Source organism: Nonomuraea sp. NPDC050202 (assembly GCF_040656115.1).
In the GTDB taxonomy this organism is placed as follows: domain Bacteria; phylum Actinomycetota; class Actinomycetes; order Streptosporangiales; family Streptosporangiaceae; genus Nonomuraea.
Map to the genome: position 1 here is coordinate 48,737 of NZ_JBFALF010000034.1, position 19,573 is coordinate 68,309.

Here is a 19,573-nt window from a genome sequence, read left to right on the forward strand (position 1 = left end):
CAGTTCCCGCATAGAGTGTCTTGGGTGAGTGTCGCGCTCGGAACAACCCGCCCGCTGCCGGTTCGCACCACCCCTGTCGGCGACCCCGGTGACCTGCTGGCTTCCCTCCCCCGGACGGCCCCTTACGCGTGGATCAGGAACGGAGAGGGCCTAGTCGGCTGGGGAGAGGCCGCCCGTGTGGCCGTACCGCCGGGGCCCGGCAGGTTCGCCTGGGCCCGCCGGTGGCTGGCCACCGTGCTCGGGGACGCGCAGGTGCACGACGACGTGCGCACCCCCGGCTCCGGCGCGGTCGCCTTCGGCAGCTTCACCTTCGACGAGGACGCCCACGGCTCCGTCCTCGTGGTCCCGCGGGCCGTGCTCGCCCGCCGCGACGGCCACGCCTGGCTGACCACGATCGGCGACGCGCCGCTGGAGACGTTCACCCCGGTCCGCGACCCGGGCCGGATCAGCTACGGCGACGGCAGCCTGACCGCGCCCGAGTGGGAGCACGTCGTGGCGCGCGCGGCGCGGCGCATCCGCGAGGGCGAGCTGGAGAAGGTGGTGCTGGCGCGCGACCTGGTCGCCACCGCGGAGCGGCCGATCGACGTGCGGCTGCTGCTGTCCAGGCTGGCCGCCCGCTACCCCGAGTGCTACACGTTCTCGGTGGCGGGGCTGGTCGGCGCGACGCCGGAGCTGCTGATCCGGCGCACGGGGCAGGAGATCGAGTCGCTGGTGCTGGCCGGCACGACCGCGCGGGGCACGGGCCCGGCCGACGACCTGGCGCGCGGGGCGGCGCTGTTCGCCTCGGCGAAGGACCGGCACGAGCACGAGTGCGCGATCGCCTCCGTGCGCCAGACGCTGTCGCCGCTGTGCTCCTCGCTGACCACGCCCGACGAGCCTGAGCTGCTCGTGCTGCCGAACGTGCAGCACCTGGCCAGCCACGTCACCGGGCGGCTGGCCGACGGGGCGTCGGTGCTGGACGTGGTGGCGGCCATGCATCCGACGGCGGCCGTCGGCGGCACCCCGACGAAGACGGCGATCCAGGTCATCCGCGAGCTGGAGGGCATGGACCGCGCCGGCTACGCCGGCCCCGTGGGCTGGATCGACGCCAACGGCGACGGCGAGTGGGGCATCGCGCTGCGTTCCGGGCTGGTGCAGGGGCGGCGGGCGCGGCTGTTCGCGGGCGGCGGGATCATGGGCGACTCCGACCCGGCGGCCGAGCTGGCCGAGGCGCAGGCGAAGTTCCGCGTCATGCAGTACGCCCTGGAGGGCTGACCGCGAACGGGTCAGGCGGGCACGTGGAGGTCGTCGCCGAGCTCCACGCGGGCCCGGCCGGCCGTCAGCGTGGCCACCCAGTCGGCGAACGCGGGCACCTCGTCGTCGCCCACCGCGACGTCGAACGTGACCTCGCCCGCGTACGTCACCTCCCGCACCGCGTGGCGGGAGGCCCGCAGGTCGTTCTCCACCCGCCCGGCCTGGTCGTGCGCGACCGCCACGCGCACCAGCTTGGCCGGGACCATGCGCACGGGCTCGGCCCGGTCGAGCGTCTCGGTGACCGCCGAGCCGTAGGCGCGCACCAGCCCGCCCGCCCCCAGCAGGGTGCCGCCGAAGTACCGCGTCACCACCGCCACCACGTCGCTGAACCCCCTGCCCACCAGCGCCTGCACCATGGGCGTGCCCGCGGTGCCGCCGGGCTCGCCGTCGTCGTCGCCCTTCTGGATGCGCTCGCCGATCACGTACGCGGTGCAGTTGTGGGTGGCCGCGGGATGCTCGCGGCGGCGCCCGGCGATGAACGCCGCGGCCTCCTCGACGGTGCGCGCCGGGGCCAGGGCGCAGATGAAGCGCGAGCGCCGCGCCTCCGTCTCGTGCTCGACGACGGTCTTCAATGTCAGGTACGAGGCAGGCACAGTCGCAAGGGTATGCCCTCGCCGCCGGAACTATGGGAGCTACGATCTCGTCATTCCATAAGGACCTATGGGAGGGTCTCATGGACACTGCGGACGACATCATGCCCTTCGTCACGGCGGCGATCGACGCCTACGGCACCGGCGTGCTGGCCAAGACCAGCGAGCTGGCCGCGGACACCGAGGTGGCCCGCGGCTCGCGCATCCTGCAACGGGTCTTCGGACGGGGAGACGCGCAGGCCCACCAGGTGATCGGCCGCGTGGCCGGCGCCAAGCCCGACGACGAGTCAGGCCGGGCCGCGTTGCGGAGCGCGATCATCGAGGAGTTCCGGGCGGACCCGCTGTTGCGGCGGGAGGTGGCCGCGATGCTCTCCCGGGTGGCGGTCACCGCCTCCGGGGACCGGCCGGTGGCGATGAGGGGCCGCACCAGCGGCGTGATCGTCACCGGGGACGGCAACCGGATCGGCTGACCCTGCGGGATGCACTGCCGCTCGCCGCGGGATGTGCGCCCCGCACATCGGGGCGGGCGCCGCCGCCTCGTACGGTTCACCGCATGAGCTATCGCGTCGCCATGGACATCGGCGGCACCTTCACGGACGTCGTCTGCTACGACGAGCTGTCCGGTGCCGTCACGGCCTCGAAGGCGCCCACCACGCCGGGGGATCTGGCCGAGGGTGTGTTCGCCGCGCTCGGCCGGGTCGTCGACGATCCGGCGGGCATCTCGTTCTTCGTGCACGGCACCACCCAGGGGCTCAACGCGCTGCTGGAGCGCAAGGGCGCCCGCGTGCTGCTGCTGGCGAGCCGGGGTGGCCGGGACGTCTACCAGATCGCCAGGGGCAACCGGGACCGCATGTTCGACCTGCGTTACCGCAAGCCGGCGCCGCTGGTGCCGCGCCAGGACGTCATGGAGGCGGGCGGCCGGCTCGACTACCGGGGGCGGGAGCTGGCGCCGCTGGACGAGGAGTCGGTGCGGGCGGCGGCGCGGCGGGCGCGGGCCGAGGGGTTCGACGCGGTGGCGGTGTGCCTGCTGTTCTCCTACGTCAACCCGGCGCACGAGGTCAGGGCTGGCGAGATCCTGCGGGCCGAGCTGGGCGAGGACGTGCTGGTGGTGCTCTCGCACGAGGTGGCGCGGGAGTGGCGGGAGTACGAGCGCACGTCGTCGGCGGTGCTGGAGGCGTACACCGGGCCGGTGGTGCGCCGGTACCTGGCCGGGATCGAGCGGCGCTTCTCCGAGCGCGGGCTGGCCGTGCCGGTGCACGTGATGCAGTCGTCGGGCGGGCTGGTCAACGCCTCGTACGCGATGCGCCGCCCGCTGCAGACGCTGCTGTCGGGGCCGGTCGGCGGGACGATGGGCGGCGTGGCCGCCTCCCGGCTCCTCGGACGCGGGCCCGGCGTCGGCGGGGCGAGCCGGGGCAATGTGATCTGCGTGGACATGGGCGGCACGTCGTTCGACGTGTCGCTGGTCGTGGACGGGCGTCCGGACGTCAACAGCGAGGCGCGCATCGAGGGGTACCCGGTGCTGATGCCCATCGTGAACCTGCACACGATCGGCGCGGGCGGCGGCTCCCTCGCCTACGCCGAGGCGGGCGCGCTGCGGGTCGGCCCGGAGTCGGCCGGCGCGGTGCCGGGGCCCGCCTGCTACGGCAGGGGCGGCACGCGGCCGACCGTCACCGACGCGAACGTGGTGCTCGGGCGGGTGGATCCGGCGTGGTTCGCCGGCGGGCTGATGACGCTGGACGTGGAGGCCGCCGGGGTCGCGGTCGCGGAGCTGGCCGGGGAGCTGCGGCTCGATCCGCTGGCGCTGGCCGAGGGCATCTGCGACGTGGCCAACGCCAAGATGGCGCAGGCGATCCGCACGCTGACCGTGGAGCACGGGGTGGAGCCGCGGGAGTTCGCGCTGGTGGCGTTCGGGGGCGCGGGGGCGATGCACGCGGCGTTCATCGCGCGCGAGCTGGGGATCTCCGAGGTGGTGGTGCCGCGCTTCCCGGGGGCGTTCTCGGCGTGGGGGATGCTGGAGGCGGAGGTGCGCAGGGATCTGACGCATCCGTACTTCCGGCCGCAGGACACGCTCGACGGCTCCGACATGTCCGGAAATCTTGTGACTTTGGAGCGGGATGCGCTCGACGCGCTCGCCGGGCAGGGCGTCCCGGAGGAGCGGCGGCGGGTGGAGCACGCCGTGGACATGCGGTACGAGGGCCAGGACTACACGCTCACCATCCCGCTGCGCGACGCGGCCGAGCCGGCCGAGCCCGACTTCCTGGCGGAGATCGCGGCCCGCTACGCCGAGGCGCACACCGCGCGGTACGGGCACGCCACGCCGGAGGCGCCGGTGGAGTTCGTCATGCTGCGCAGCACCGGGTTCGGCTCGTTCCCGCGCACCGCCGCCCCGGCCGCCGGCGTCCCTGAGCAGCACGCTCCGGACGTCCGGGACGTGATCTTCGACGGCGAGGTGCACCGCACCCCCGTGCTGCGCCGCGCCTGCCTGGACGGCGAGCTGGCCGGGCCCGCGATCGTGGTGGAGGAGACCGCGACCACGGTCATCCCGCCCGGCTGCCTGGCCACCGTGGACGACAACGGCTTCCTCATCCTGAAAGTGAACACGTGATCGACCCCGTCACCACCGAGATCATCCGCTGCGCGCTGCTGCAGGCGGCGGAGGACATGAACACCACCCTCATCCGCAGCTCCTACACCCCCGTCATCTACGAGGCCAAGGACTGCGCGGTCGCGCTGCTCGACCGCGACCACAACGTGCTCGGCCAGTCGTCCGGGCTGCCGATCTTCCTGGGCAACCTGGAGGTGTGCACCCGCGAGACCGAGCGCCTGTACGGGCGGGAGGTCTGGCAGGAGGGCGACGTGTGGGTGCTTAACGACTCCTACATCGGCGGCACCCACCTCAACGACGTCACCGTCTACGGGCCGATCTTCGCCGACGGGGAACTGGCCGGGTTCGCCGCGTCGCGGGCGCACTGGCTGGACGTCGGCTCCAAGGACCCGGGCGGCTCCATGGACTCCACCTCGATCTTCCAGGAGGGCCTGCGGCTGGGCCCGGTGAAGGTGTACGCGGGCGGCGAGCCCTGCCGCGACCTGCACGAGGTCATCTCCCGCAACGTACGGTTCCCGGCCGCCACGCTCGGCGACCTGCGGGCCCAGGTGAGCTGCGCGATGACCGGGCAGCGGCGGCTGAAGGAGATCGTCGGCCGGTGGGGGCTGCGGACGGTGCTGGCGGCCCGCGACGAGATCTTCGCCCAGACCGAGCGCATGGAGCGGGCGGCCATCGCGGCCGTCCCCGACGGGGTGTACGAGGCGTCGGGGTTCCTCGACAACGACGGCATCGACCTGGCCACGCCGCTGCCGGTGAACGTGACGGTCACGGTGTCCGGCGAGAGCATGCACGTGGACCTCACCGACTGCGCCGACCAGGCGCTCGGCCCGGTCAACTGCGGCGCGGCGCAGGCGGTGGCGGCCGTGCGGGTCGGCTACAAGCTGCTGGTCTCCGGCGACGTGCCGCTGAACGGGGGCTCGTTCCGGCCGCTGTCGGTGGAGACCAGGCCGGGCTCGATGCTGGCCGCCGAGTCGCCGGCCGCCTGCCAGTACTACTACTCGCACCTGGGGCTGCTCATCGACCTCGTGGTCAAGGCCCTGGCGCGGGCGATGCCGGACAAGGCGGCGGCGGCCTCGTACGGGGACTCGATGATCGTGCAGTTCACCGGGACGGACCCGCGCACCGGCAAGCTGTACGTCTCGCAGGAGGCCACGGTCGGCGGCTGGGGCGCCTGGGAGGGCGGCGACGGCGAGAGCTGCCTGATCAACAACGTCAACGGGTCGCTGCGGGACATGCCGATCGAGGTGCTGGAGACGCTGTTCCCGGTCCGCGTCACCCGCTACGAGGTCCGGCCGGACACCGGCGGGGCCGGGCGGTGGCGGGGCGGGAACGGGGTGGTGCGGGAGTACGAGTTCTGCGGGGACACGTCGTTGTCGCTGTGGTTCGAGCGGTCGGTCACCCCCGCGTGGGGGCTGGCGGGCGGCCTGGCGGGCGCTCCCCCGCGCGTCACGCTCAACCCGGGGACCGACGGGGAGCGGGAGATGCTCAAGGCCAACGCGCTGCCGGTGCGGGCGGGGGACGTGCTGCGGTGCGAGTCGGGCGGTGGCGGCGGCTACGGGCCGCCCGAGCTGCGCACGCCGGAGGCGGCCGCGGCCGACCTGGCCCAGGGCATGATCACCCGCTGACCCCGCCCCTCGGCTGCGGGCCGAGCGCCGCCCCGGTGCTCTCCGCCGGCGCCGGGGTGGCGGAGCGGCCGCGGCGCCGGTCCATCTCCCGCCATTCCGGGCGCAGGCCGGTCACGCCCGTGGCCAGGGCGTAGGCGACGCCGCAGGCCAGCAGGACCGGCGCCAGGCCCGCCAGCGACACCGCCGCCCCGGCCAGCAGGCCACCGACGGGGATGCCGGCCCAGGCCAGCGAGGTCTGCAGCGCGCCCACCCGGCCCAGCAGCCCGCGCGGCACCCGCTCGTACGTGATCGCCCCCAGGATCGGGTTCAAGAACCCCCCGGCGAACCCGCTCACCGCGAACACGGCCACGATCCCCCACACCGGCAGGTCGGCGGCCAGAATCAGGAACCGCGGCGGCCCGGCCAGCAGGAACGCCACGAAGAACACCGGCCGCCGCCGCATCCGGTGCGCCACCGCCGCCGCGACCAGGCTCCCGCCGACCGCCGTCAGGCCCATCACGCCGCTGTTCAGTCCGGCCACGGCGGGCCCGTGGCCGGACTCCTTGGCCCACACGGGCGCGAGCACCTGGGAGAAGGCCGCGTCGAGCAGGTTCGTGACGCCGACCACGACGATCAGGGCGAGCAGCAGCGGCTGGCCGCGCAGGAACGCCGCCCCCTTCCCGAACCGCCGCCAGTACCCCTCCCGCTCCCCCTCCGCCCGCGCCGGCGCCCCCTGCCCCATGCCGCGCGGCAGCGCCCAGGCCACGATCAGCGAGCCCAGCGCGAAGCATCCGGCGCTCACCCCCAGGCTCGTCATCGGCCCGAGCGCCACGACGATCACGCCCCCGGCCGCGGGCCCCACCGTCTGGGCCAGCCGTTCGGTGACGCCCATGAGACCGGTGGCCCGCTCCAGCGGCACCCGCCCGCGCTCGGCCGCCTCCGGGATCATGATCTCCTTGGCCAGGTCGCCCGGCCCGCGGGCCGCGCCGATCATCGCGACGAGCGGGACGAGCGCGCCCAGCGGCAGCACGCCGAGCACGTGCAGCAGGACGACCGTGCCGGCCGCCGCCGCGCTCACCACGTCGGCGATCCAGGAGACGCGCCGCGGCCCCACCCGGTCGAGCATCGGCCCGGCCAGCGCCTTGACCAGCACGTACGGCGCCATCTCGGCGAACGCCACCATCCCCGTGTGCACCGCGCTCCCGGTGCTCACGTACACGAACCAGGGCAGCGCGATGGCCGACACCCGCGTCCCGGTCAGCGCCACCGTGATGGCCGCCAGCACCCCGGCCAGGGAGCGCGACCTCATGCCGGGTCCGGCAGGACCTGGGTGATGAGCGAGACCCGGACCGCGTCGTCGGGCGCCTGCGCATCGGGCTCGTCCCGGCGGTAACGGGAGATCACCTCGCCCAGGTCCGCGCGCAGCCGCCGCCCCTCCTCCGGGGTCAGGCGCAGCGCGTACGAGCTGAGGTCCAGCACGCCGCGCCACTCCCTGGACATGGTCTGCATCTCGTTGAGCGCCTGCTGGGTGCGCATGTTGTACAGGGCGGCGACGGACTGCATGTACGCCAGCACCGCCTCCGGCTCGCGCTCGGCCAGCTCCTCACCCGTCAGCCGGGTGATGCGGTGCACCGAGCGCCACCACCGCTCGCGCGCGTTGCCGCGTTCGACGTCCTCCTCGACGAACCCGGCCGCGCCGAGCCTGCGCAGGTGGTAGCTGGCCGTTCCCGAGTTCACCCCCAGGCGCTCGGCCAGCCGGGTGGCGGTGGACGGGCCGTGCTTGCGCAGCAGGTCCACGAGCTGGACACGCACGGGGTGGGCCAGGGCCCGCAGGCCGCGCGCGTCGAGGACGACGACGCTCTTGTCGGGTTCGCTCATGATCTGGAGACTAGACCGCAAACAGTTCTTCGCAAAGAGTTGTTCGCGAAGAAGTGTTTGCGGTTAGCGTTGTCCCCGCCCGGATCGAATGAAACGTCCGGGTTGGGCATAACATCCGACGCGATCCACCCCGTACGCGCCGCCCGCCGAGCCCAGAAGGAGCCGTCCATGAGCCGACTGCCCGACTTCCGGCTGGAGGTCTACTTCTCCCGCTGGGAGTTCACCGCGCGGCACCACCTGACCGCCTCCGACGCCCAGACCATGACCATGACCGAGCTGCTCGCCCTGGCCGACCCCGACGACGCCCGCGCCTGGGAGACGCTCTCGCTCGGCTACACCGAGACGTTCGGCGCCCAGGAGCTGCGCCAGGCCGTCGCGAGCACGTACGAGCAGGTCGGCGAGGACGACGTGATCTGCTTCACCGGCGCGGAGGAGGCCCTCTACCTGGCCATGCAGGTCCTGCTCGGCCCCGGCGACCACGCCGTCGTGATCACCCCCAACTACCAGGCCGCCGAGACCGTGCCCCTGTCACTGTGCGAGGTCACCGGAGTGGCCCTGGACCCCGAGCGCGACTGGGCGCTCGACCTCGACGCCGTGGAGGCGGCCATCCGCCCCGCCACCCGCGTGGTGTCGATCAACTTCCCCCACAATCCCACCGGCACGCTCATCCCCGCCGCCGACCTGGCCCGCCTGGCCGCGATGTGCGAGGAGCGAGGCATCCACCTGTTCAGCGACGAGGTGTACCGCGGCCTCGAACTCGACCCCGCCCGCACGCTGCCGCAGGCCGCCGACCTGTCGCCCACCGCGCTGTCGCTGAACGTCACCTCCAAGTCGCTCGGCCTGCCCGGCCTGCGGATCGGCTGGATCGCCTGCCGCGACCGCGAGCTGCGCTCCCGGCTCGAACGCGCCAAGCACTACACCACCATCTGCAACTCCGCACCCAGCGAGGTGCTCGCCCGGATCGCGATCAAGGCCAGGGACCGGATCCTGGAACGCAACCGGGGCATCATCGCCGCGAACCTGCCCCGGTTCGAGGCGTTCTTCGCCCAGTACGGCGACCTGTTCGAGTGGCGGGCGCCCGACGGCGGCTGCGTGGCCTTCCCCCGCTACCTCGGCCCCGACGGCGTCGAGTCGTTCTGCACCGAACTGGTCGAGCGGGCCGGCGTGCTGCTGCTGCCCGCGAGCATCTACCGCTCCGAGCTGACGGACACGCCCCGCGACCGGTTCAGGATCGGCGTGGGACGCGCCGACCCCGAGCCCGCCCTGAGCGCCTTCGCCGCCTACCTGAAAGGGCTATGAGTTCGGCCCTGGAAGGACCATGAGCTCGGCCCTGAAAAGGCTATGAGTTCGGCAGCACGTCGCGCAGCAGGCGGCGGTTGCCCGGGCGCGGCTTCCACTCCCTCGGGTAGCCGAGCGAGACCTCCTCGAAACGCACCCCGTCGTGCCAGGTGACGCGCGGGATGTGCAGGTGACCGTAGATCATGGCGGCCGTGCGGTGGCGGCGGTGCCAGTCGCGCGTGGCCGTGGTGCCGCACCACTGCGCGAACTGCGGATAACGCAGGACGTCCGTCGGCTCGCGCACCAGCGGGTAGTGGTTGACGAACACCAGCGGCACGTCGTCGTCCAGCTCGGCCAGCCGCCGGCTGGTCAGCGCCACCCGGGCACGGCACCAGGCGTCGCGCGTCGGGTACGGGTCGGGGTGCAGGACGTACTCGTCGGTGCAGACCACGCCCGTGCTGTGGGCGTAGGTCAGGGCGCTCTCCTTCGTGTGGTGGCCCGGCGGCAGGAACGTGTAGTCGTACAGGAGGAACAGCGGCACGATCCGCACCGGCCCGCCCGCGCCCTCCCACAACGGATACTCGTCCTCCGGGGTGACGACGCCCAGCTCCCTGCACACCCCCACCAGGTGCTCGTAGCGCGCCACCCCCCGCAGCTCGGGCGGCTCGCCCGGCACGGTCCACAGCTCGTGGTTGCCCGGCACCCACACGACCCGCTCGAACCGGCTCGCCAGCAGGCTCAGCGCCCACGTGATGCCCTCCAGCCGCTCCCCCACGTCGCCCGCCACCAGCAGCCAGTCGCCTGGCGTGACGGGTTTCAGCTCCGCCACGATGGCCCTGTTCTCGGGATAGCCGATGTGCAGGTCACTGACGGCCAGCAACCTGCTCGCGCCTGACAGCTCCGCCTCCGCCAACGGGATCTCCTTCCGGAAGTGCCGTTACGAGCATGCCATGCGCGTTCTCAGCGCAGCATCACGTGGCAGGCGAGCTGCAGGGCCAGGCGGGTGGCGGCGTCGTCGAGGTCGAAACCGGCGGACTTGATGCGGTCCAGCCGGGTGGTGATCGTGTTGCGGTGCACGCCCAGCCGCTCGGCCGCCTTCAGCGCGCCGCCCTCGTCCAGGACCGCTCCCAGCGTCTCCAGCAGCGTGCCGTCCCTGTCGATCGCCAGCAGCGGGCGCAGCACGACGGCCGCCGGAGCCCGCAGCGCCCCCGTCGGGAGCGCCCCGAGCAGCTCCGCCGGGCCGATCCGGTCGGCCCGTTGCACCATGCCCGCGCCCGCCACGTACGCCGCCGCCTCCGCCCCCAGCAGCGACTCCGCCAGCACGTCCAGCCCCTCCACCTGACCGCCCACTCCCCCGGCGCACAGCCACGGCATGCTCCGCAGTGCCTGCCGGATGCGTTCGGCCAGCTCGTCCGGGCCCAGCGCGGACCAGCCCGCCCAGCCCTCTCCTCTGACCATGACCGGGACCTGGCCGAGGGTCGCGGTGATGAGCGTGTAGGCGAGCTGGGCGTCGCCCGGCTCGGTCAGCGGGCGGATCCGGTACGCCGTGAGCGGGCCCCTGACCGGCCAGCCGAGCGCGATCGCGGCGGCCCGCACACTGTCGCCCGCCGTCGCCTCGGGCTCGTGCTCTGATCCGGATTCGGGTCTGGCTCCACGCCCGGGCTCGGGCTCTGGCTCTGGCTCTGGCTCGCGGCCAGGCTCGGTCGCGAGCTCAGGCCCGGGCTCGCGACCGGACTCGGGGGCGGACTCGGGGGCGGACTCGCGGCCAGGCGCGGGCGCTGGCGCTGGTGCGGGCTCTGGGGCGGGCTCCGGCGCGGCGAGAACGTGTTCGGGCGCGGTGAGGACGCGTTCGGCGAGTGACGCCTGCAGGGTGAAGTCTCGGGAGGCACGCAGGCGCTCCCGCGCGGCCCACGCCGTCAGCGGCGCCACCGCCAGCCCCAGCACGGTACGGACCACAGCCGGCCAGCCAGGCGACCGCGACGACCCGGCGGCCACCAGCATCCCCAGCACCCCGCCCTCCTCGTCGGGCACCGCCACCTCGGCCGACCACCGGCCCCGCCCACCGGCGGACTCACCCCCCACCTCCCCCCGCCCCGGCCCCGCGACCGGTCCGCCGGCCGCGTCACGCCGGCCCCGCTCCGCAACCGGGCCGCTCCCCGCGTCACGCTGCCCCCGCCACGCGGCTGTGTCGCCGACGGCGTCACGCCGGCCCGCGAGGGGCAGGCCGTACCGGTCGAGGAAGGCGACCGAGGTGCCCGGCAGTTCCGCGTTCAGCACGCCGAGCACCCGACGCGCCGACGCGCCCGCCTCGGCCAGCCGGGTGGCGCAGCGGGCCACGAGCTGCGTGCGGGCCGCGTCCGGGCGGGAGGCGGCGGACGCGACCCGCACCGCGACGATCAGCGGATCCTCGTCCACGAAGATCAACGTCACGCCGAGCCGCTCCGCCAGCATCTCCCCCGAGCCCTCGCTCAGCCTGCCCGCGGGCGCGATCACGCACGCCGCCGCCTGCTCCCAGGCCCGGCGCATGGCCATCTCCACCGCCCAGCCCCCGCTGGCCGCCGTCCCGATCAGCACCACCGCCGTGTGCGGCGCGACCGTGGCGAACACCGACGGCTCATCCACGATCCGCACCCCGCGCACGGGGTTCTCACCCGCGCCGTACATCCGCGCCCCGGCCAGCGGCCCCGCGTTGACCAGCTCCGCCACCGTGACCGGCGCCTCCCATCCCGGCGCCCGCACCCCGTTCATCGCGAACCCCCCGTCCGGCGGTCCCGCGCCCCGCACCCAGGCAACCGCTCACCGCGAGCCCCCGGCCGCGGGAGCCCGCTCACAGCGCGATCCCGAACGCACGCGGCCCGCCCAGCGCGAGGCCGCGGTCCGTGTGCCACACCGGCGCGGCCTTGACCACCATGATGTCCACCTCCAGGCCGGGCTCGGCCTTGTCCACGTCCACGACCATCCCGTCCGCCGTCGAGATCATGCAGATCTGGTCCGGCACCGTCGCCACCACCGCCCCGTCCGCCAGGGCCAGCAGGATCTCGTTGTGCGCCTCCAGCCGTACCAGCCGCCGCAGCCCCTCCGACTCCCGCAGCACGATGCTCGACGGCAGCGACGGCAGCGCCAGCTCGCCCCCGTGCCCCGTGCTGCCCTCCACCGCCTGGATCCGCCCCCTGCACAACGTCCGCACCCCGTACGGCGCCGCCGCCGATCGCGGCGCCCCGGGCTCTCCCGCCCGCATGAGCAGGCTCACCGTGCCCGGCACCAGCACCCGCGCCAGATCCCCCGCCGCCATCGGATAACACGCCGCCACCGCCCACCCCCCGACCGCCAGCACCACCGGACGCAGCAGCTCCTCCACCCGGTCGGCCGCCGTCTCCAGCAGCACCAGCTCCCCCGACCCGCCCGCCAGCGCCAGCGGTGCCGCGCTCATCCCGCCCAGCGTGTACGTGGTCTGCTCCACCAGTGGGAACACCCGCCCCGTACCGTCGCCGTCCACCAGCGGCAGCCCCAGCCCGGCCGCCGCGATCAGCGGGATCAGCGCGTTCTCGGCGGCCAGGTTCAGCGCCACCACCGCCCCGGCCCGCTCCCCCAGCCTGCGCTCCAGCGCCCGCACGGCCCGCTCCGGCTCGTCCCCGGCCGGCAACTGCTCGCCCAGCGCCGTCGTCGAGCCCACCAGGCTGACCACCACGCACAGCGTGCCCGGCGCCAGCTCACCGGCCGCCACCAGCTCGACGCCCGGCCCGACCACCGACGCGGCCCAGTCGTAGGCCAGGTTGTACGACGACTGCGCCGCACCGGTCGCGAACAGCCGCGACCCCGCCGAGAACCGGCCGAGCCCGTCGAGGTCGATCAGCCGGCCCACGGCCGCCCGCCCGCCGTCACCCGTACCCGGTAGAGGCCGTGGGGCAGGTACGACAGCGGGTTCACCGTGACCTCGTCGATCCCGGCAGAGCCCGGCGCCGCTCCCGCGCTGACCACCCGGGTGAGTGCCTCGTCCCTGGCGTCCCGCAGCACCCGGTCCAGCTCCGCCCGCCCCCTGGCCTGCACGATCCGCTCCACGTGCGCCTCCGGCCGCCCGAGCGCCGCCCCGTACGCGGTCGCCACCCCATCCGGGATCTCCACCCCCGCCGTGGTCTCCACCCGATCCGGAACCTGCGCTCCAGCCGTGCTCCCCGCCCGATCCGGAGCCTGCGCCCCGCCCGAAGCCGTCCCACCACCCAAAGCCGTCCCCCCGTCCAAGACCTCCACGCGTCCATCGCCCCGGGAGAGCGCCGCCCGCCCCCGGGCCAGGCTCGCCGCCGCCCCCCGATCACAGGTCAGCGGAAAGCGCCGGAAGTAGTGCGCCGACACCAGCCCGCCTCCCGACCTCGCGAAGTACGCGGGCACCCCCGGCAGCTCCCGCGCCACCTCGTCCGCGATCCGCCCCGCCTCGGGCCCGAGCGCCGCGTTGCGGATCGCGTCCGCCTCCCGCTCCCGCAACCCCGGATACCCGAACTCGTACGACAACGTGATCCGCGCCTGCGGCACCTCGGCCGCCACGATCGCCGCCACCTCCAGCTCGTGATCGGCCAGCATCGGCGACCCCGTGGCCGTCACGGCGAAGTCCACCAGCCCGCACGTGGCCGCGAACCGCCGCACCGCCTCGGTGTCCAGCGGAGCCAGCGGACGCCCCGTCACGCTGTGGCCGCCCCGCACGATCGTGGCGGCCCCCGACCCGACGACGGGCCCCAGCGCCTCGGGGCACGGGCCGCCCACCCGGATCGCCGCCACCGGCGCCGTGGGCACCCCGCCCAGGTCCACCGCCACGCACGCGCGCGACGCGTTACGGGCCGCGCCACGGGCCACCGGCCAGGTCGCGGCGCCGTCGCCGACGGCCACCACCGTGGGCGCGGCCTCCCCGAGGGCGACGCCGAGGATCACTCCAGCTCGCGCCCTTCCGTCTCCGGCAACGGCACGGCCATCAGCGCGGTCGCCACCATGAACGCGTTGATGACCAGCATCGTCGTGGTGAACCCGGTGGCGTTCGCGAGCAGCGCGCCCACCGCCGACGGCGCCACCGTGGTCGCCACGAGCTGTGCCGCCGTGGCCCACGAGTAGCCGGTGCCGCGCAGGGCGGTCGGGTAGAACTCGCCGTTCCAGGTGTTCCATACACCCCACGCGCCCATGCTGAAGAACGACAGCACGAAGTTGCCCGCGTACAGGCCGAAGGAGGACCCGGCGGTGGCGAACCAGAGCCCGCCGAGCGCCGCCGCCACCACGTACACCAGGAAGACCCGCTTGCGGCCGAACCGGCCGGTCAGCAGCGACGCGCTCACGTAGCCGGGGATCATCATCAGCGCGCTCAGCGCGGCGAAGCCGAGCGAGGCCGACAGCGTCAGGCCGCGCTCCTGCAGCAGCGTGGGCAGCCACGTCTGCAGCCCCCAGTAACCCCAGTTGAAGACGAAGTTCAGCGCCAGCATCACCAGCGTGATGCGCGCCAGCCCGCCGCGGAACAGGTCCAGCGGGCGCCCCACCCGGTGGGCGGCCACCGTGAACGTCGCCTCGGCGTCGGGGCTGCCCAGCGTGCGCAGCACCGCCCGCGCCTCCTCCTGTCGGCCGCGCGCGGCCAGCCAATACGGCGACTCCGGCACCCACGCCCTGATCGCGAACGCCCACAGCCCCGCCACCGCGCTGGCGACCACCACCACGTGCCAGCCGAGCCCGCCCAGCGCCGTCGACGCGCCGATCGCGGCCAGCATGCCGATCGGCCACCCGATCGACAGGTACACCGCCGCCCGGCCGCGATGCCGGGTCGGCAGCAGCTCCAGGAAGAACGGGAACGTGATCGTGTACACGCCGGCCAGCGCCAGCCCCGAGGCCACCCGCAGCGCCACCAGCACCTCCGCGTTCGGCGCGAACGCCGAGGCCAGCGCGATCACCCCGTACGCCAGCAGCGACCAGAACGCCGTCGGCCGGCGCCCGATCCTGTCGGCCACCGGCCCCCACACCAGCACCCCGGGGATCATGCCGAACGCCACCGCCGACAGCACGAGCCCGACGCCCGCCTCGTCGATGCCCAGCTTCGCGGCGAGATCGCCGGAGACGTACACGAGGGCGAGCTGTTCCCACGACTCGATGACGAACGCGACGAACAGCGCGAGCGCGATGAGCACGTGCCTGCGCGTGAACGGCATGCGGTCGAACGCCGCGCCGATCGGCAGGGTTGGTGAGTCGATGGCCGTCATGGTGCTCCTACGGAGGGGGGCGGAATCTGGCCGCACCCTACGGCGGGCGGGTGGCGCCGTGCCTGTGCGTGCCGCCCTGTCCGGCCCCCTTGACCTGTGCGGGCCGCCCGGGGCCGGTCCCGGGCGGCCCGCCCGGATCGGGCAGCCGGGTAATAACGGTCCCGGGGGTCTGCCCGGCCACAGCTCCACGCCGGACGCCCTTACTTGGTGGATTCCGTGCCCAGCCACCGCCGCAGCGCGCCCGCGGCCAGCTCCATGGCCGTTCGGTTGGCGTTCGTGTCGCGCAGCAGGTCGACCATGGCGAAGTCGTGCACCATCCCGGCCAGCCGTACCGCGGTCACGTCGTTGCCCACCTCGCGCAGCCGCGCCGCGAACGCCTCGCCCTCGTCGCGCAGCACGTCCGCCTCGCCGTTCAGCACGAGCGCGGGCGGCAGGCCGCGCAGGTCCTCGTCCTTGGCGCGCAGCGGCGAGGCGTGCGGCTCGGCCCGCTGGGCGGGGTCGGTGGTGTACTGGTCCCAGAACCACTTCATGCCGTCGCGGTTGAGGTAGTAGCCGGTGGCGAACTGCTTGTACGACCCGGTGTCGAAGCTCGCGTCGGTGACCGGGTAGAACAGCGCCTGGCCGAGCAGCCGCACGTCGCCGCGCTCCTTGGCCATCATGGCCAGCACGATCGACATGTTGCCGCCGACCGAGTCGCCGCACACCGCCATCCGCGACGGCTCGAGGCCCTTCTCCGCGCCGTGCTCCATCACCCACTGGGCGGCGGCGTAGTTCTGCTCGATCTGGGTGGGGTACTTCGCCTCCGGCGCGCGGTCGTACTCGGGGAAGACCACGGCGGCGCCGCAGCGTACGGCGAGCTCGCGGACGAGGCGGTCGTGGGTGTGGGCGGAGCCGAACACCCAGCCGGCGCCGTGGATGTAGAAGATCACCGGGAGCGTGCCCGTGGCGCCCTTCGGCTTGACGATCCGCACCGGGATGACGCCGGTCGGGCCGCCCTGCACCTGGATCCACTCCTCGTCGATCTCCGGTCTGGGCACGCTCGGGTCGGACTGGAGCTTCTCCAGCACCTCCCTGCCCTGCTCGGGCGGGAGCTCGTAGATGAACGGAGGCTTGGCGTTCGCGTCGGCGAACTGCTGCGCCGCCGGCTCCAGTACGACGTTCCTGCTCATCATCGTGGTCATGGCGATCCCCCGAGGCTGCTGGTCCCGAGGTGTTCGTACCTGCCCGCCCCTCCCGGCGACCACCACGACGCGTCAAGAGTCGGCCAAGCTCACTCGCGTCCCAGCTCGTGGGCCAGTTCCTCCAGCTCCGCCCCGCCCGCCATGAGCGCGGTCAGCTCCTGCGCGGTGATCTCGCCCTTGCCGTACTCGCCGATGCTCGTGCCCCGGTTGAGCAGCAGGAACCGGTCCCCCACCGGGTAGGCGTGGTGCGGGTTGTGGGTGATGAAGACGACGCCGAGCCCCCGGTCGCGGGCGCGGGCGATGTAGCGCAGCACCACGCCCGCCTGCTTGACGCCGAGCGCCGAGGTGGGCTCGTCGAGGATGAGGACGCGGGCGCCGAAGTACACGGCCCTGGCGATGGCCACCGACTGCCGCTCACCGCCGGACAGCGTGCCGACCGGCTGGTCCACGTCGCGGATGTCGATGCCCATGGCGCGCAGTTCCTCGCGGGCCACCCGCCGGGCCTTGGCCACGTCGAACGCGAGCCCCTTGCGCGGCTCGGAGCCGAGGAAGAAGTTCCGCCAGACCGACATGAGCGGGATCATCGCCAGGTCCTGGTAGACGGTGGCGATGCCGCGGTCGAGCGCGTCGCGGGGGCTGGCGAAGCTCACCTCCTGGCCGTCCACGAGGTAGGCGCCCGTATCGTGCCGGTGCACGCCCGCGAGGATCTTGATGAGCGTGGACTTGCCCGCGCCGTTGTCGCCGAGCACGCAGGTGACCTGCCCGGCCGCCACGCCCATCGACACCTCGCGCAGCGCCAGCACCGAGCCGAACGTCTTGCCGATCCCCCTGGTCTCCAGGATCAATGCTTCACCTCCTCGGCGTACCGCCGCACCAGGCGGTTGGCCAGCGTCGCGAGCAGCAGCATGCCGCCCAGGAAGAACTTGAACCAGTCGGCGTCCCAGCCCAGGAACACGATGCCCTTGTCGGCCATCCCGAAGATGACCGCGCCGATGGCGGCCCCGATGGCGGAGCCGTACCCGCCGGTGAGCAGGCAGCCGCCGATGACGGCGGCGATGATGTAGATGAACTCCTGGCCGATGCCGATGTTGGCCTGCACGGAGGTGTACCGCAGCGCCAGGATCGAGCCGACCAGCCAGGCGGCGAACGCGGTGGTCATGAACAGCGCGATCTTCGTCCGGGCGGCGGGCACGCCCACCGCGCGGGCGGCCTGCTCGTTGCCGCCCACCGCGAAGATCCAGTTGCCGACCTTGGAGCGCATGAGCACCCACGTGGCCACCGCGGTCACCACGATCCACCACAGGATCGCCACCCGGAACGAGGTACCGCCGATCTCGACGGTGCCGGCGAAGATCGCGTTCGCCGGCTCGAACCCCTCGGCCCGCCGCAGCCCGCTGACCTGCACCGTCCCGGTGATCGCCTTCGTCACGCCCAGGTTGACGCCCTGCAGCATCAGGAACGTGCCCAGCGTCACGATGAAGCTGGGCAGTCGGGTCCGCGTGACGACGAGCCCGTTCGCGAGCCCGACGGCCAGCGCCACGACCAGGCCCACCAGCATGGCCAGCCACACGTTGAACCCGAACCGGGTGGCCAGCGTGACGAGGATCAGCCCGCTCGTCCCCGTCAGCACCCCGGCCGACAGGTCGAACTCGCCGCCGATCATCAGCAGCGCGACCGCGACCGCCATGATGCCGAGCGTGGCCGCCGGGTCGAGCCAGTTGGCGATGCCGTCCGGCGAGCGGAACACCGGCGACTGCGCGGCGAAGAAGGTGAACACCACCACGAGCCCGACCACCGCGCCGAGCTCGGGCCGGATGAGCAGGCGGCGGGCCGGCCCGACGTGGGCGACCCGCTCGTCGGCCGTCACCGTCATCGGGTGCCCGCCTCCGCCAGCTTGGCCACCTGGGAGGCGTTGTCCTTGGTCACGAAGCCGGGCCCGGTGTTGACCGGCAGGCCGCCGCCGACGGTGTTCAGGTTCGCCTTGTAGAGGTTGAGGAACGTGATCGGCAGATAGCCCTGGAGGTACTGCTGCTGGTCCACCGCGAACAGGACCTCCCCGTCGTTGATCGCCGTCACCACGTCGGCCGACAGGTCGAACGTGGCCAGCTTCGCCTGCGAGCCCGCGTCCTTGATGGCGTCCCTGGCGGCGATCGCGATGGCCGGGTTGAGCGACAGCACGCCGTTGACCTGCTGGTCGGACTGGAGCTTGGCGGTGACCTTGGAGGTGACGTCGGCCAGGTTGCTCACGTCCACCTGCAGCCGCTCGACCGTGCCGCCCAGCGTCTCCTCGGCGCCCTTGCAGCGCTGGTCGAGCCCGACGTTGCCGGCCTCGTGGATGACGCACAGCAGCTTGGTGACGCCGGCCGCCTTGAGCTGCTCGCCCGCCCCGCGCCCGGCCACGTCCTCGGACTGGCCGACGTGCGTGATCGCGCCGAACTCCTTGGACGACTCGGCCCCCGAGTTGATCGTCACGACGGGGATCTTCGCGGCGACGGCCTTGCCGATGGCCTCCTTCAGCGCGTCGGGGTTGGCCATCGACACCACGATGCCGTCCACCTTCTCGGAGACGGCCTGGTCGATGAGCTGCGACTGCTTGGCCGGGTCGCCGTCTCCCTGGTAGGTGACCCGCGCCCCGTACTGCTTGCCCGCGGCCTCCGCGCCGTTCTTGACCACGTCCCAGAAGGAGTCGCCCGGGGCTCCGTGGGTGATGACGGCGAAGCCGGCGCCGCTTCCCTGGGGGGCCGCTGAGGACGCCGGCGGGGCGGCGCTCTGCTGCCCCCCTGCTCCGGAAGAGGAGCAGCCGGTGACGGCAAGCGCGCCCAGCAGGGCCAGCACGATCGGGGTACGTCTCACAGGACACCTCCAAGACCAACGGGCTCGCCCTGGTTCTACATCAATGTCATCTGTTTGTATAGACATG

General features: G+C 73.6%; 17 protein-coding genes. 5 read left to right on the plus strand and 12 right to left on the minus strand.

What is annotated here, in order from left to right:
• Positions 1-24: 24 nt before the first annotated feature.
• The gene (locus tag AB0I79_RS49090) at positions 25-1,254 is read left to right on the plus strand and encodes an isochorismate synthase (protein WP_357889268.1); all 1,230 of its coding nucleotides are present in this window, start codon (positions 25-27) and stop codon (positions 1,252-1,254) included.
• Between the two features lie 11 nt (positions 1,255-1,265).
• Here the strand turns inward: AB0I79_RS49090 and AB0I79_RS49095 are convergent, their stop codons facing one another.
• Positions 1,266-1,886: a YigZ family protein gene (locus AB0I79_RS49095; RefSeq protein ID WP_253742636.1), complete on the minus strand. Its 621-nt coding sequence runs from the start codon at positions 1,884-1,886 to the stop codon at positions 1,266-1,268.
• An 80-nt stretch (positions 1,887-1,966) separates the two neighbouring features.
• Between AB0I79_RS49095 and AB0I79_RS49100 the strand changes: the two genes are divergently transcribed.
• From AB0I79_RS49100 to AB0I79_RS49110, 3 genes are all read left to right on the plus strand, one after another.
• Positions 1,967-2,353, plus strand: a complete 387-nt coding sequence (locus AB0I79_RS49100) for a hypothetical protein (RefSeq protein WP_357889271.1) — start codon at positions 1,967-1,969, stop codon at positions 2,351-2,353.
• 83 nt (positions 2,354-2,436) lie between these two features.
• The gene (locus AB0I79_RS49105) at positions 2,437-4,488 is read left to right on the plus strand and encodes a hydantoinase/oxoprolinase family protein (protein WP_357889274.1); all 2,052 of its coding nucleotides are present in this window, start codon (positions 2,437-2,439) and stop codon (positions 4,486-4,488) included.
• The gene (locus tag AB0I79_RS49110; RefSeq protein ID WP_357889277.1) at positions 4,485-6,113 is read left to right on the plus strand and encodes a hydantoinase B/oxoprolinase family protein; all 1,629 of its coding nucleotides are present in this window, start codon (positions 4,485-4,487) and stop codon (positions 6,111-6,113) included. Before AB0I79_RS49105 ends, AB0I79_RS49110 begins: the two co-directional genes overlap by 4 nt.
• On the opposite strand, the gene AB0I79_RS49115 is transcribed toward AB0I79_RS49110, so the two are convergent.
• Positions 6,103-7,401, minus strand: coding sequence for an MFS transporter (locus tag AB0I79_RS49115; protein ID WP_357889280.1), 1,299 nt, complete (start codon positions 7,399-7,401; stop codon positions 6,103-6,105). The two genes, AB0I79_RS49110 and AB0I79_RS49115, sit on opposite strands and share 11 nt — an antisense overlap.
• A complete protein-coding gene (locus AB0I79_RS49120) occupies positions 7,398-7,970 on the minus strand; it encodes a winged helix-turn-helix domain-containing protein (protein WP_357889283.1) in 573 nt (190 codons plus the stop codon). The genes AB0I79_RS49115 and AB0I79_RS49120 overlap by 4 nt, the downstream gene beginning before the upstream one ends.
• A gap of 168 nt (positions 7,971-8,138) precedes the next feature.
• Between AB0I79_RS49120 and AB0I79_RS49125 the strand changes: the two genes are divergently transcribed.
• Positions 8,139-9,269, plus strand: coding sequence for an aminotransferase class I/II-fold pyridoxal phosphate-dependent enzyme (locus AB0I79_RS49125; RefSeq protein WP_357889286.1), 1,131 nt, complete (start codon positions 8,139-8,141; stop codon positions 9,267-9,269).
• Between the two features lie 40 nt (positions 9,270-9,309).
• Here AB0I79_RS49125 and AB0I79_RS49130 read toward each other — a convergent pair whose 3' ends face one another.
• The 9 genes from AB0I79_RS49130 to AB0I79_RS49170 form a co-directional block, all read right to left on the minus strand.
• Positions 9,310-10,146: a metallophosphoesterase gene (locus tag AB0I79_RS49130; RefSeq protein ID WP_357889446.1), complete on the minus strand. Its 837-nt coding sequence runs from the start codon at positions 10,144-10,146 to the stop codon at positions 9,310-9,312.
• Positions 10,147-10,208: 62 nt separating this feature from the next.
• The gene (locus tag AB0I79_RS49135; protein ID WP_357889289.1) at positions 10,209-11,996 is read right to left on the minus strand and encodes a helix-turn-helix domain-containing protein; all 1,788 of its coding nucleotides are present in this window, start codon (positions 11,994-11,996) and stop codon (positions 10,209-10,211) included.
• A gap of 79 nt (positions 11,997-12,075) precedes the next feature.
• Positions 12,076-13,110 carry a DUF917 domain-containing protein gene (locus AB0I79_RS49140; RefSeq protein ID WP_357889292.1) on the minus strand — a complete coding sequence of 345 codons (1,035 nt, stop codon included), beginning with the start codon at positions 13,108-13,110 and terminating at the stop codon, positions 12,076-12,078.
• Positions 13,098-14,168, minus strand: coding sequence for a hypothetical protein (locus tag AB0I79_RS49145; protein WP_357889295.1), 1,071 nt, complete (start codon positions 14,166-14,168; stop codon positions 13,098-13,100). Before AB0I79_RS49145 ends, AB0I79_RS49140 begins: the two co-directional genes overlap by 13 nt.
• Positions 14,165-15,472, minus strand: coding sequence for an MFS transporter (locus AB0I79_RS49150; protein ID WP_357889298.1), 1,308 nt, complete (start codon positions 15,470-15,472; stop codon positions 14,165-14,167). The genes AB0I79_RS49145 and AB0I79_RS49150 overlap by 4 nt, the downstream gene beginning before the upstream one ends.
• Positions 15,473-15,672: 200 nt before the next feature.
• On the minus strand, positions 15,673-16,653 hold the full coding sequence (locus tag AB0I79_RS49155; protein ID WP_357889300.1) for an alpha/beta hydrolase: 981 nt from the start codon (positions 16,651-16,653) through the stop codon (positions 15,673-15,675).
• Between the two features lie 89 nt (positions 16,654-16,742).
• Positions 16,743-17,498, minus strand: a complete 756-nt coding sequence (locus tag AB0I79_RS49160) for an ATP-binding cassette domain-containing protein (protein ID WP_357889303.1) — start codon at positions 17,496-17,498, stop codon at positions 16,743-16,745.
• Positions 17,495-18,526, minus strand: a complete 1,032-nt coding sequence (locus tag AB0I79_RS49165) for an ABC transporter permease (RefSeq protein WP_357889306.1) — start codon at positions 18,524-18,526, stop codon at positions 17,495-17,497. Before AB0I79_RS49165 ends, AB0I79_RS49160 begins: the two co-directional genes overlap by 4 nt.
• Positions 18,523-19,506, minus strand: coding sequence for a sugar ABC transporter substrate-binding protein (locus AB0I79_RS49170; protein WP_357889309.1), 984 nt, complete (start codon positions 19,504-19,506; stop codon positions 18,523-18,525). Before AB0I79_RS49170 ends, AB0I79_RS49165 begins: the two co-directional genes overlap by 4 nt.
• Positions 19,507-19,573: the final 67 nt, after the last annotated feature.

What these genes read in the sequence shown, in the direction of transcription:
- AB0I79_RS49150 (WP_357889298.1), bottom strand. Translation starts at nt 15,472, where the DNA reads ATGACGGCCATCGACTCACCAACCCTGCCGATCGGCGCGGCGTTCGAC.
- AB0I79_RS49105 (WP_357889274.1), top strand. Translation starts at nt 2,437, where the DNA reads ATGAGCTATCGCGTCGCCATGGACATCGGCGGCACCTTCACGGACGTC.
- AB0I79_RS49120 (WP_357889283.1), bottom strand. Translation starts at nt 7,970, where the DNA reads ATGAGCGAACCCGACAAGAGCGTCGTCGTCCTCGACGCGCGCGGCCTG.
- AB0I79_RS49165 (WP_357889306.1), bottom strand. Translation starts at nt 18,526, where the DNA reads ATGACGGTGACGGCCGACGAGCGGGTCGCCCACGTCGGGCCGGCCCGC.
- AB0I79_RS49125 (WP_357889286.1), top strand. Translation starts at nt 8,139, where the DNA reads ATGAGCCGACTGCCCGACTTCCGGCTGGAGGTCTACTTCTCCCGCTGG.
- AB0I79_RS49115 (WP_357889280.1), bottom strand. Translation starts at nt 7,401, where the DNA reads ATGAGGTCGCGCTCCCTGGCCGGGGTGCTGGCGGCCATCACGGTGGCG.
- AB0I79_RS49135 (WP_357889289.1), bottom strand. Translation starts at nt 11,996, where the DNA reads ATGAACGGGGTGCGGGCGCCGGGATGGGAGGCGCCGGTCACGGTGGCG.
- AB0I79_RS49100 (WP_357889271.1), top strand. Translation starts at nt 1,967, where the DNA reads ATGGACACTGCGGACGACATCATGCCCTTCGTCACGGCGGCGATCGAC.
- AB0I79_RS49155 (WP_357889300.1), bottom strand. Translation starts at nt 16,653, where the DNA reads ATGACCACGATGATGAGCAGGAACGTCGTACTGGAGCCGGCGGCGCAG.